The organism is Luteibacter sp. E-22 (genome assembly GCF_049913125.1).
Lineage (GTDB): Bacteria > Pseudomonadota > Gammaproteobacteria > Xanthomonadales > Rhodanobacteraceae > Luteibacter.
Window position 1 is genome coordinate 4,199,676 of the sequence record NZ_CP183975.1, and the last position, 12,417, is coordinate 4,212,092.

Consider the following 12,417-nt stretch of genomic DNA (forward strand, 5'->3'; position numbering starts at 1 on the left):
GCGAGGCTCAGCGCGACCGGTTTTCCAACGAGTCGCGGAACAGTTCGTCGATGCGGCGGTACTCGTCGTACCACGAATCGGCATGCACGAAGCCATGCCGCTCCATCGGATAGAGCGACATCCAGAAGTTCTTCTTGTGTAGTTCGATGAAGCGCTGGTACAGGCGGACGGAATCGCTGGCCAGCACGTTGTCGTCGATCAGGCCATGCTCGATCAATAGCGGATCGGCCAGGGCTTCGGCATAACGGATGGGTGAGCTGGCCGTGTACGCCTCGGGGTCCAGCTGCGGGTCGTTGAGTATGTTCGAGGTGTACTCGTGGTTATAGCTGGTCCAGTCGGTCACCGGCCGGAGCGCGGCGCCCGCGGCGAATTCTCCCGGCGCCCGCAACAAGGCCATGAGAGTCATGAAGCCTCCATAGCTGCCACCGTAGATGCCTACGCGCTTCGGGTCCACGCCTTGCCGTTCCACCAGCCAGGCCTTGCCGTCGAGCAGATCGTCCAGTTCGGGATGACCCATCCGCCGGTAGATCGCGGTACGCCAGTCGCGGCCGTAGCCCTTGGAGGCGCGGTAGTCCATGTCGAGCACCACGTAGCCACGCTGCACCAGCAGGTTGTGGAACATCTGCTCGCGGAAATAAGCCGGATAGGACAGATGGACGTTTTGCAGGTAGCCCGCGCCGTGGACGAAGATCACCGCCGGGCGGGACGCCGCCGCGGCCGCGTCGGCGGGGCCGTAGAACTTCGCCCATATCGTCCCCGCACCGTGCCGCGAGGGTACCTCGACGATCTTCGGCGCGATCCAGTCACGCGCCGCATACGCCGGCTTGCGCGTATCGGTGAGCTCGTGCGCGGCCGTGCCATCCACGCCGACCACGGCCAGCTGGGATGGCACGTACGGCGCCGAGTGCAGCACCGCGAGACGGCTGCCATCCGGCGACAGGCTGAAATCGTCCAGGCCCTGGAACCGGGTGATCCGGACGAGATCGCCACCCGTCACCGGCACGCCATAGATGTCGTAGCTATACGGCGCCACCTTGTTCGCGCGCACGTAGAAGCGCGTGCCGTCGGGGCTGAGCACGGGGTGATCCACTTCGAAACGGCCCGACGTCACCGCCCTGGCCTTTCCACCGAGGGGCTTGGTGTAGAGCTGTGCGTAACCCGATTCCTCGCTCAGGTACCAGAGGGTGCGGCCATCGCGCAGCCAGCCGAAATCGTTACCGTCCCAATTGATCCACGCCTTGTCGGTGAGGCGGTGTCGGGCGACGAGCGCATGGCGGTCGAAATCCACCGTCGCTATCCAGCGATCCTTGTTGTCGACGGCGCGCAGCTGCACGGCCACTTCACCGCCATCGTCACTCCAGACCATGCCGGGACTGTATTCACCGTTGACGATGACAGGCCGCTTCTTCGGTGCGGCGAGCGCATCGGCACGGTCGCCCTTGCCATCCTTGCGCAATGCGGCGATGGTCCTTGCACGGATGTCCGCCAGCGGATCGTCGCCGATGCCGGGCAGCGTGGCCGTGTCGAGCTCGAACGTGGCGTGCGTCTTCAGGTCGAGCAGTCGCAGGGTTTGTGGCGCGGGATCGTTGCGACCGACGTAGGCACGCGTCGCCTCGGTTTCCGCGTAGCCGGATTCGGTCACGTAATGGGTGAGGTCGGCGATCTTTCCCGCATCCGCGTCCTTGGCCTGGGTCACCACCAGCATCCAGCGGCCGTCCGGCGACAACGAGGTGTCGGCGATGCTCACGTTCTTGCCGAGCCAGAAGGGCTTCGGCGCGCGGCCTGGATCGGCCGCGGCCAGCGCGTCGGCATCGGTCTTCATCGCCTCTTCGTCGGCACGCAGCCCACGCAGCGTCTTGAACAGCGACTGCTGGTCGTCGGCCAGGTCGTCCGGCTTCTTCGCCTTCGGATCGTCCTTCTCTTCGAGGTCCGCGGCCTTCACCACCGGCCCACCGGTCAGCGCATAGGTGAACCAATCGTTGTCGGCGCGGAAGGTCAGCAGGCGGCCATCGATGGAGAAACGCGGATCGCGCTCCTTGGCCGCCGTGCGGGTCAGCTGCACGGTGGCGCCCGTGGCGAGATCGCGCAGGAAGATGTCGCCATGGCGGACGAAGGCGGCGTGCCGGCGTTCCCGGTCGAACACGGGGGTGCCTCCGTCGGCGTTCGCGGCGGCCGCCGGGTCCAACTGTTCCGGCGTGCCGCCGCTCGCCGGCACGCGCCATAGATCGCGCACCGGGCTGCCATCGCGCTTGAGCGAGTAGTAGACCTGGCTGCCGTCGACGCCCCAGTAAGCATCTTCCACCGGCGGGCCGATCCAGTCCGGATTGGCCATGATCGTTTCCATGTCCAGCGGCGCCGCGGGCGCGGCGGCGGGGGCCTGCGCTTCGGTGGAGGCCTGCGCGGCTGGGCCGTGCGTGGCAGCGACGGCTGGTCCGGTGGCAAGGACGGTGAGCAGGGCGGCGGCAAATACACGCATCGTGCGGTTTCCGGGTCGGGCAAATCGGTCGAGCATAGCGCGCCCCCCTTATTCGGTGGGAACCGACCCGGCTACACAGCCCACCCATCAGGACCGCCAACCCAACGCTCGGCAGGGTCGCGACGCGGCGCGCTTTGCTACGCTCGGTGTTCCTCCCCCGGAGTCCACCCATGCGCGCCATCGTTCCACGCCTGCTTGCCGCCAGCCTGTTCGTCGCCTTCGCCGCGCACGCCGCCGCGCCCCAGCCGCCGTCCACACCGAAACGCGTGGTGTCGGAAACCCTCGCGGGGCAGCCGGTGAACGATCCGTACCGCTGGCTGGAGAACCCCGGTGCGCCCGACGTGACGAAGTGGATCGAGGCGCAGAACGCGTACACCGAAGCCACCATCGGCGCGATGCCACTGGGCAAGACGTTGAGCGCGCGCATCCGCGAGTTGTCGATCACCTCCACGACACGCTCGTCGCCGACGCTGGCGGGCGGCACCTTGTTCTACTTCGAGAACACGCCGCCGCAGCCCCAGCCCGTGCTCGTGGCGAAGGCCTGGCCCGATGGCGAGACACGCACGCTGGTGGATCTCAACAAAGGTGACGGCAACACGGCCATCACGGCCTACTGGCCGTCACCGAGCGGCCGCTACCTCGCGTACGGAACGGCCGAAGGCGGAAGCGAGCTCACCACCATCCATATCCTCGATACGAAGACCGGCAAGCCGCTCGGCGACGAACTGCCATTCGCCGGCGGTGGCACCACGCCGCAAGCGCTGGCCTGGGATGTCGACGAAAAAGGCGTGATCTACGCGCGTTTCGACGCGCCGACCGCAGGCAAACCCTTGCGCGAGTTCGACGCCTACCTCGCCCACCACGTGATCGGCCAGCCCGTGGCGAAGGACCGTATCGTGTTCGGCAAGGGCTACTCGCACGTGGCCGAGTACATCCTCATGGAGGGCGAAGGCGGCAAGTCCACCGCGTTGCTCGCCAATGAAGGAGACGGCGGTCCCGCCGAGGTCTACCTGCGCGAAGGCACGGGCGAATTCAAGCGCGTGCTGGGCCACGAGGCCGATGTGCGTTCGGCCAGCTGGGTGGGCGACCGCCTCTACGTGGTGACCTTCGCCGGCGCACCGCGCGGCAAGATCGTCACGATAGGAGCCGATGGCAAGGCCGTCGATGTTCTCGCCGAAGGCGAAGGCGCCATCCAGCATGTGACGCCGCTCGGCGATGGTTTCCTCGTCGTGCGCAGTGCCGGCCCCGACTGGTGGGCCGACCAGTACGACGCGAAAGCGGGCTTCGTGCGCCGCGTGCCGCTTCCGGCCACAGGCGTGGCCATCGGCGGCGTGGCGTCGGAAAAGGGCCAGGACAAGGCGTTGATCTCGTATGCGGGATGGACCACGCCCACGCATTGGGCCGAGTACGACGGCGCCAGCGGCTCGCTGAAGACCATCTTCGAAGTGAAGCCGGCCGCAGACTATTCGAAGATTCGCGTCACCCGCGTGGAAGGCACCTCGAAGGACGGCAGCAAGATCCCGGTCACCGTGATCGCGATGGACGGCATCACGCCGAACGGCAAGCGTCCCACCATCCTCTATAGCTATGGTGGCTTCGGGATTCCGGTCACCCCGGGGTTCGTCGGCCCGAACCTGGCGTGGCTGGAACGTGGTGGCGTGCTGGCTTACGCCAACATCCGCGGCGGCAACGAGTTCGGCGAGGCCTGGCACGAGCAGGGCCAGAAGCAGCGCAAGCAGAACGTGTTCGACGACTTCTACGCGGCGTCGCAGGCGCTGATCGACACGAAGTGGACCGACACGGGCCACCTGGGCATCCTCGGCGGCAGCAACGGTGGATTGTTGATGGGTGCGGCGCTGACCCAGCATCCCGAGCAATACCGCGCGGTGGTGGGTGCCGTGGGCATTTACGACGTGCCGCGCCACGAAACCGCTTTTGCGAACGGACCGTACAATGTGAGCGAGTACGGCTCGGTCAAGGACCCGGCGATCGCGAAGGCCATGCTGGCGTATTCGCCCCTGCACAACGTGAAGAAGGGCACGAAGTACCCGGCCGTGTTGTTGACCACGGGTGCGAACGACCCGCGCGTGGCGCCCTGGCAGTCGCGCAAGTTCGCCGCCGCCCTGCAGGACGCCAGGACCTCTGGCCAGCCGGTGCTGTTGCTCACGCGCATGAATGCCGGCCACGGCATCGGCGCACCCTTCAGCCAGCGGGTGGGCAACCAGGCGCTGTCGATGACCTTCTTCGCGACCGAACTCGGATTGGGGGAATAAGAGCATGCCGCTGCCCACCGTCGAACGCGAAACCCGTCCTTCGCCCGTCTGGTCGGTGATCTGGCTGCATGGCCTGGGCGCGGACGGCGACGACTTCGCGCCGATCGTGCCCGAGCTGGTCGACCCGGCATGGCCGGGCATACGCTTCGTGTTCCCCCATGCGCCGGTCCGGCCGGTGACGGTGAACAGCGGCATGCCCATGCGCGCGTGGTACGACATCAAGGGCCTCGCGATCGCCGACAAGCAGGATGTCGAAGGCATCCGCGCCTCGATCGCCGACGTGGAAACCCTGATCGCGCGCGAGGTGGAACGTGGCGTGCCCGCGTCGCGCATCGTGCTGGCCGGTTTCTCCCAGGGCGGCGCGATGGCGCTTTCGGCGGGACTCCGTCATCGCGAGTCGCTGGCCGGCATCCTGGTGCTGTCGGCCTACCTGCCCCTGCACGAGACGATCGAGGCGGAACGAAGCGGTGCGAACCACGCCACGCCGATCTTCTGGGGGCATGGCAGTGCCGACCCGATCGTGCCCATGGCCCTGGGCGAGCAATCGCGCCGGGCCCTGGAAACGCTCGGGCATCGCATCGACTGGCATAGCTACCCCATGGGCCACCAGGTCAGCCTGGCGGAGATCGCTGACATTCGCGCCTGGCTCGCGGAGCGTTTCGCCGACGCGTGATCGGCCGCGCGCTGGCGCCGGGGAGCATCCGGCATACTCGCCGCATGCCAGCCACCCCGTCCGTCAGTCCCGCCCATCCACGTCCGCCATCGGCGCCGCTGCCCGATTTCTGCAGCCTGCCGGTACTGTTCGCACTGCTGGTGGTGGGTGCGCTCACCGTCACCCTGATGTGGCTCGCGCCGGGTAACGACGGTGACCTGCGCGACTATTGCATCGCCGTGTTGTTCACCAGCTGGTTGTCGATGTTGCTGACGGTGGCGCTGTGCAAGTTGCGCCCCTGGATGCAGCGGTTGCCCTGGCTGTGGCCTTACGCCGCCGTCTGGCTGCTGCTGGTGGTCACGGTGGGGCTCAGCGCCACCCTGCTTGGCTGGATCGACCACAACCTCGGCGCCGGTCTCAGCCCGGCTTCGCGATTCCGTTTCGTGCGCGACAGCGTGCTTGCCACCGGCCTCCTCGGCGCGGGGCTGCTGCGCTATTTCTATGTCGTGGCGCAATGGCAGGCACGCGTGGCGGCGGAGGCGCAGGCACAGGTGGCCGCCTTGCAGGCTCGCATCCGGCCGCATTTCCTGTTCAACAGCATGAATGCCGTGGCCGCGCTGATCCGCGTGGACCCCGACGCCGCCGAGCGCACCGTCGAAAACCTCGCCGAACTGTTCCGCGCCGCCTTGGGCAGCGACCAGACGTCCGTGGGAACGCTGGGCGAGGAATGGGCGCTGGTGGATCGCTACCTGGAAATCGAGGCGTTGCGCCTGGGCGACCGGCTGCGTGTGGAGCGCGCCATCGACGTGCCGGACGACCTCCCGCTGCCGCGCCTGCTATTGCAGCCGCTGGTGGAAAACGCGATCCGCCACGGCGTTCAGCCCAGCCGCGCGGGAGGGACGATCCGCCTCGGCGGCCGCCGCGTGCCGGGTGGCGTGGAGATCGTGGTCGACAATCCGCTGTCCGACGCGCCCGCCACCCCGGGTAACGGGCACGGCTTGCGCAGCGTCCGTGAACGCGTGCGCTTCCACTTCGGCGAGCGCGCCACGGTGCGCGCCGAGACCGACGACAACCGTTTCGTCGTGACCCTGTTCCTGCCGGAGTCCGCGCATGCGCGTACTGATCGCCGATGACGAACCGCTGGCGCGGATGCGCCTGCGTACCTTGCTGGCCCGCCGCCAGGACGTCACCGTGGTGGGCGAAGTCGCCGATGGCGACGCCGTGCTGGAGGCTTGCACCCAGTTGAAGCCCGACCTCGTCCTGCTCGACATCGAAATGCCCGGGCTGACGGGAACGCTCGCGGCGAAGCGGCTCGCCACGTTGTCCGCGCCGCCCCAGGTGATCTTCTGTACCGCCTACGAGCAACACGCGCTCAGCGCCTTCGACCTCGGCGCGACGGACTACCTGTTGAAGCCGGTCCGCGCCGAGCGGCTGGATGAGGCGATGGAGCGCGCCATGGCGAGACGCCAGCCCACCCACGCCGAACGGGGCGCCTGGTTGCGTGCGAGGCATGGCGCGGACGAGGTGCGCGTGGCGCTCGACGAGGTGCTCTACCTGCTCGCCGACGAGAAGTACGTGGCCGTGCACCATCGCGGCGGCATGTGGCTGATCGATGAATCGCTGCGCCAGCTCGAGGCCGCGCACGGCGAGCGCCTGGTCCGCCTGCATCGCAATTGCCTGGTTCCGCGCGAGCGGCTGCTGGGACTGAAGACACTGGCCGACGGTCGGGTGCTGGCCCGCCTGGCCGGCACCGAGATCGCCCCCGAGGTGAGCCGGCGCAACCTGCCGGCGATCCGCCAGCTGCTCCGCACTCCGGGCGCCTGACGCAGGGATGTTCCGCCGCGCTGCGCTCGGAGGTGGTTTGCGGGACAATCGTCACCTTTCACGATAGCCCCGTACGGACCGCCATGACCGCACCACTCCGCATCGCCACCCGCAAGAGTGCGCTGGCCCTCTGGCAAGCCGAACACGTGGCCGGCCTGCTGCGCCAGGCGCATCCTAGACTGGTCGTCGAACTGGTACCGCTCTCCACGCGGGGCGACGAGATCCTCGATCGCTCGCTTGCCACGATCGGCGGCAAGGGCCTGTTCCTGAAGGAGTTGGAGGTGGCGATGCTGGAGGATCGCGCGGATATCGCCGTGCACTCCCTTAAAGACGTTCCCGCCGAACTGGAGCCGGGTTTCGCCCTTTCCGCCGTCCTGCCACGCGCCGACGCCGCCGATGCCTTCATCGCCAACGACTACGCGAACCTCGCCGAGCTACCCAACGGTGCCCGCGTCGGCACCTCGTCGTTGCGTCGCCAGGCCCAGTTGCGCGCGTTGCGTCCCGACCTGCAATTGCTCGACCTGCGCGGCAACGTGAACACGCGGCTGGCCAAGCTCGATGACGGTCACTACGACGCGATCATCCTCGCATGCGCGGGCGTGGAGCGGCTCGGCCTCGGCCAGCGCATCCGTACGCGACTGGCCAGCCCCAGCTGGCTGCCGGCTCCAGGCCAGGGTGCGATCGCCGTGGAGTCCCGAACGAACGACAGGCGCGTCAGTGAATTGCTTGCGGCGCTGGAAGACGAGGAAACCCGCATCGCCGTGAACGCGGAGCGGGCGATGAACGAAAAGCTCGGCGGCAGTTGCGCGGTGGCCATCGGCGCATGGTGCGTCGTCGCCGAACATGGGCTCACCCTGCACGGCATGGTCGGCAACGCCGCCACCGGCGAGCTGCTGCACGCGCAGGCGGACAGCACGGACGACACGCCGGTGGAGCTGGGGCACGAAGTGGCGGCGATGCTGCTTGGGCTGGGCGCCGAGGATTTCCTGAAGCCGCAGCGCTGAGGGGTTCGGGGGAAGAGCATCGCCGACAGGGTCGGCGATGCTTCCGAAGCCGGAACGTCAGAAGTTATAGACGAGGTTGGTCGTCATCAGCTTGTCCGTGCTGACCGTGCCCGGCTGCGTGTCGCTGTTGTAGCGGATCTGGTAGCCGACCTTGAGCGCCATCTTCTTCGTCATGCTGACCGAGACGCCGATATCGTTCTGGTAGTACTGGTTCTTCGAGCCCGCTTCCACCAGTAGCGTATCTTCCAGCGCCGTATTGTCGGTGAGGCGGTACTTGCCGTTGATCAGGCCGCGGCCGACCACTTCGCTCTCGGCGCTCGGCGTGTAGGTCTCGGAGAGGGCGTTGCCCTCGGCGTCGACAGCCGGCGTGCCGTCGGCGTTCAACACCGCGCGGGTCGACTTCGCCGGCTGGTAGCGCTTGAAACCGGGACCGATTTCGAACGACAGCTCGGCGCGTTCGTTCTTCAGCGCGATGTAACCGTAACCGACCGAGATGATGCCCTGCCATAGGTTGGCGCCGAAATCGTCGTGCTCGTAACGGGCGGCGGTCACCACGTAGCTGCGCGGATCGAACTTGTAGCCAACCGAGGCGCCCGTGTCGTAACGGTTCGCGGTGGTGCTGAACTTGTCGACGGTGTTGCCGTCGCCGTCGGTGACGGAAACCTCGCCCTTCGAGCGCAATCCGTTGAGGAAGAAGTTGTTCTTCCAGACCTCGTTTTCCTGGCTGAGGCCGAGCTTCGCATTGGCGTTCTCGGAGCGGGAGTTGCCACGGGACGAGGCGAAACCGAATTCGCCCGAACCCGTCCAGCCGCCATTCTGGGACGGGTCCTGGTTCGGATTGGCGTTGGCGTCCTGTGCCGATGCCGTGAACGGCAACGCGGCGAGGACGAGCGTGGCGATAAGCAGTTTTTTCATCGTCTACCCGGATGTGGATTGGAAATCGTATTTTTTGGCCGTCTGGACGGCCAGCGGCGCGCCCCCGCGCCATGATCTTGCCTAGCTTGTGACCAGCCGGGCGTATGCGCGGCCGTAGAGCCGCTGTTCGAGACATTGACCGACAACACAGCTTAACGCGGCCAGACCGGCAGCCCACGCCTGCGTCGCACCAGGCGGATGGGCGATCAACAACAGGCAGGGCAATCCGATCGCGAGTGTCGCTACGCCAAAGCGCCAACCAAGCAGCGAGACCGCGCTACGCCCGCCCGTGATACTCGCGATCTTGCCGCATTCCTCGGCCAGCTGGCGCAACGCGCGCCAACGCATGCCCTCCACCAGGCCCAGGGAGAGCGCCACCCCGAGCAGGGCCAGTCGCCATGGATTGAACGGATCGATCGGCGTCTCAACCTGCAATGCGACGCAGAGCCAGAACCACAGGCCACCGGCGAAGAGGGCGGAGATCGTCCGGCCGAGGGGGAGGGTATTGGCCATCGAGGCCACCGGGCCCCGCAGACCACGCGAATCGCCGCGTGCCGTATAGACCAGGGTGGCCAGGCTGCAGAGCATGAGCACCGCGCCGGCCAGCCGGGTCGCCCAGAAATCGTTGCCACCGCGCGCCAGGCCGCCCAAGGCCAGCATCGGCAGGAAGGTCGCCATGGCGATCATGCCTTCCGGGGTCGGCATCATCCGCTTCACGGGATTCCAACCGTGCCATTCCGGCGCGAAGGGCAAGCGCAGGCAGGTCGCCACGAGGCCGACGCCCACCAGCACCAGCCCGATCGACAACGGGGCGAGCACGTCGCCGCGACCGTCCGGGTAGAGGCCCAGGGCCAGGGCGGTGCCGAGCACCATCCACAGGCCATAACCGGTGGCGCTGGCCGTCTGCACGACCACGATCGGTAGGGAGAACAGGCTGGAGAGTGCGCCATCGCCATCGGACCGCCCGTGGGCCAGCGCGATGGGGGGCGCCTCGTTCGGTTCCGCCATGGTCGGGGAGGCCTTCGGCGAATCGCAAAGGCTGCATTTTTGCGCCTATTGGTGCCGGGCGCAAACCCGGGACTCCCACGGGTAGGGAAATCCTACGCCGTGCGCCGCAGTCATCCCTTGCGGAGCGCACCGCCCACCGCCATGCTTGGCCTGCGTAGATACGGGCATCACGCCCGCGCGGACACACTTCCCGAAAGCTCCATCTGCCGGCGACATCCATGGACCGCTACGAGCGCATTCTCACCCTGCACCGGCTGCTTAAGTCGGCCCATTACCCGGTACCCCTGTCGCGGCTGATGGACGAGCTGGAATGCTCGCGCGCCACGCTCTATCGCGATGTGGCCTTCCTGCGCGATGCGCTGGGTGCGCCCGTGCAGAGCGTTGCCGGCGAGCAGGCCTCGTTCCGCTACGAAGCGGGTGAAGGCGACAGCTTCGAACTGCCCGGCCTGTGGCTGACCAGCGACGAACTGGCCGCCCTCATGGCCCTGAACGAGCTGATCGGCCGCTCCGACCCGGGCGTGCTGGCCGGAGCGCTGGCTCCTTTCAAGGCGCGCATCGAGCGACTGCTCTCCGACCATGGCAGCGGCAAGGCCCTGCCCGTCGACCGCATCCGGGTGATCTCCTGGGGCGCGCGCAAGATGGACCAGCAAGTGTTCCGCATGGTCGCCGGCGCCGTGCTCGAACGCCGCCAGCTGAGTTTTCGCTACCGCGCGCGCACGACGAACTCCGATACGAAGCGCACCGTGTCGCCACAACGCCTGACCCACTACCGCGACAACTGGTACCTCGATGTCTGGGACCACGATCGCGAGGCGCTACGCAGCTTCGCGGTGGACCGCATCGCCGAACCGCAGGCGCTGGATGCGAAGGCGAAAGACGTGGAAGAGGCGGAACTCAACGACCTGCTCGCCTCCAGCTACGGCATCTTCGCCGGCAAGCCGAAAGCCTGGGCGACCATTCGTTTCTCTTCGCACGCCGCACGCTGGGTGGCGGACGAGCACTGGCATTCCCAACAGAAGGGCGAGTGGCTGCCCGATGGCCGCTACGAACTGAAAGTGCCGTACTCGAACTCGCGCGAGCTGCTGATGGACGTGCTCAAATACGGTCCGGATGCCGAGATCGTCTCGCCGCTGCCCTTGCGCGAGGAAATGAAGATCCTGCTGCAACTGGCCCTTTCCGGGTACCAGGGCAACGGCAACCGTCATTAAGCAGGTTCCATGAGCGACCTCGACATCGCCGATCCCGGCGCCCTGCCCGCCACCACCGGCGAGCCGCGTAAACCCCGGGTCGCCCTGGCACTGGGCGCGGGTGCGGCCAAGGGTCTTGCCCACATCGGCGCCATCGAGGAACTGGAGGAACGCGGCTTCGAGATCGTCGCCGTCGCCGGTACCTCGATGGGCGCGCTCATCGGCGGCATCTACGCCATGGGCAAGCTCGATATCTACCGCGACTGGGTCTCCACGCTGGCCCGCTTCGACGTCCTGCGCCTGGTGGACTGGAGCTTCTCCGGTGGTGGGTTCATCAAGGGCGACCGGATCATGGCCGCCCTGCGCGAGTTGATCGGCGAGGTGAACATCGAGGACTTGCCGATCACGTACACGGCGGTGGCCACCGACATCGACCGGGAACGCGAGGTATGGCTCACCCGCGGACCGCTGTTCGACGCGATCCGCGCCTCGATCGCGATCCCCACGCTGTTCCGCCCCTACACGCATGAGGGCCGGCGCCTGGTCGACGGAGCCTTGCTCAACCCGCTGCCCGTGCTGCCCCTGATGCGCGAGGACGCCGATTACGTCATGGCCGTGAGCGTGGACGGCGCGGCCGAGATGCAGCAGCCACCCGAACGCGATGTCGCCGCCGTGGCCGACAAGGGCTATACCGCACGCCTGGGCCGCTTGATCGGGCGCGTGCTGCCACAAGGCGAAACCAAGGTCAGGGACCCGGGCGCGTTCGAACTGATGACGCAGTCCATGGACCTCATGCAGGCCAATCTTTCGCGGCTGCGCCTGGCCGCCTATCCGCCCGACCTGCTGATCGAGATCCCGCGCAACGTTTCCACCGTGTACGAGTTCTATCGCGCACGCGAATTGATCGAACTGGGGCGAGAGCGGACGGCGCGCGCGCTGGACCACTGGACCCCGCGAGCAACCTTCCGCTAGCCGCCGCCTGGTGGGAGCCGACCTTGTCGGCGATGGGTGCTTGCCTCAATCGGGCCCGCTGCCGCGGGATCGCCGACAAAGTCGGCTCCCACAAGGTTCCGACAAG

Annotated in this window: 10 protein-coding genes; 7 read left to right on the forward strand and 3 right to left on the reverse strand. The window is 67.3% G+C overall.

Annotated features, from left to right (window positions below; genetic code table 11):
- Positions 1-7 precede the first annotated feature (7 nt).
- On the reverse strand, positions 8-2,476 hold the full coding sequence (locus ACN9M2_RS18605) for a S9 family peptidase (protein ID WP_426286095.1): 2,469 nt from the start codon (positions 2,474-2,476) through the stop codon (positions 8-10).
- A 170-nt stretch (positions 2,477-2,646) separates the two neighbouring features.
- Between ACN9M2_RS18605 and ACN9M2_RS18610 the strand changes: the two genes are divergently transcribed.
- From ACN9M2_RS18610 to hemC, 5 genes are all read left to right on the forward strand, one after another.
- Entirely contained in the window at positions 2,647-4,749 is a 2,103-nt protein-coding gene (locus ACN9M2_RS18610; RefSeq protein WP_426286096.1) for a prolyl oligopeptidase family serine peptidase, read from the forward strand.
- A gap of 4 nt (positions 4,750-4,753) precedes the next feature.
- Positions 4,754-5,422 carry an alpha/beta hydrolase gene (locus tag ACN9M2_RS18615; RefSeq protein WP_426286097.1) on the forward strand — a complete coding sequence of 223 codons (669 nt, stop codon included), beginning with the start codon at positions 4,754-4,756 and terminating at the stop codon, positions 5,420-5,422.
- Positions 5,423-5,466: 44 nt separating this feature from the next.
- Positions 5,467-6,534 (forward strand): sensor histidine kinase, encoded by a 1,068-nt coding sequence (locus tag ACN9M2_RS18620; protein ID WP_426286098.1) that lies wholly within the window; start codon positions 5,467-5,469, stop codon positions 6,532-6,534.
- Positions 6,512-7,225 carry a LytR/AlgR family response regulator transcription factor gene (locus ACN9M2_RS18625; protein ID WP_426286099.1) on the forward strand — a complete coding sequence of 238 codons (714 nt, stop codon included), beginning with the start codon at positions 6,512-6,514 and terminating at the stop codon, positions 7,223-7,225. Before ACN9M2_RS18620 ends, ACN9M2_RS18625 begins: the two co-directional genes overlap by 23 nt.
- 83 nt (positions 7,226-7,308) lie before the next feature.
- On the forward strand, positions 7,309-8,229 hold the full coding sequence (hemC, locus tag ACN9M2_RS18630) for a hydroxymethylbilane synthase (protein ID WP_426286100.1): 921 nt from the start codon (positions 7,309-7,311) through the stop codon (positions 8,227-8,229).
- A 57-nt stretch (positions 8,230-8,286) separates the two neighbouring features.
- Here the strand turns inward: hemC and ACN9M2_RS18635 are convergent, their stop codons facing one another.
- Together ACN9M2_RS18635 and ACN9M2_RS18640 are read right to left on the reverse strand one after the other, a co-directional pair.
- On the reverse strand, positions 8,287-9,144 hold the full coding sequence (locus ACN9M2_RS18635) for a DUF481 domain-containing protein (protein ID WP_426286101.1): 858 nt from the start codon (positions 9,142-9,144) through the stop codon (positions 8,287-8,289).
- Between the two features lie 81 nt (positions 9,145-9,225).
- Complete coding sequence (locus tag ACN9M2_RS18640) at positions 9,226-10,152, reverse strand: hypothetical protein (RefSeq protein WP_426286102.1); 927 nt, start codon at positions 10,150-10,152, stop codon at positions 9,226-9,228.
- Between the two features lie 218 nt (positions 10,153-10,370).
- On the opposite strand from ACN9M2_RS18640, the gene ACN9M2_RS18645 reads away from it, so the two are divergent.
- A complete protein-coding gene (locus tag ACN9M2_RS18645) occupies positions 10,371-11,360 on the forward strand; it encodes a helix-turn-helix transcriptional regulator (RefSeq protein WP_306848655.1) in 990 nt (329 codons plus the stop codon).
- A gap of 9 nt (positions 11,361-11,369) precedes the next feature.
- Complete coding sequence (locus ACN9M2_RS18650; RefSeq protein WP_426286103.1) at positions 11,370-12,311, forward strand: patatin-like phospholipase family protein; 942 nt, start codon at positions 11,370-11,372, stop codon at positions 12,309-12,311.
- Positions 12,312-12,417 lie beyond the last annotated feature (106 nt).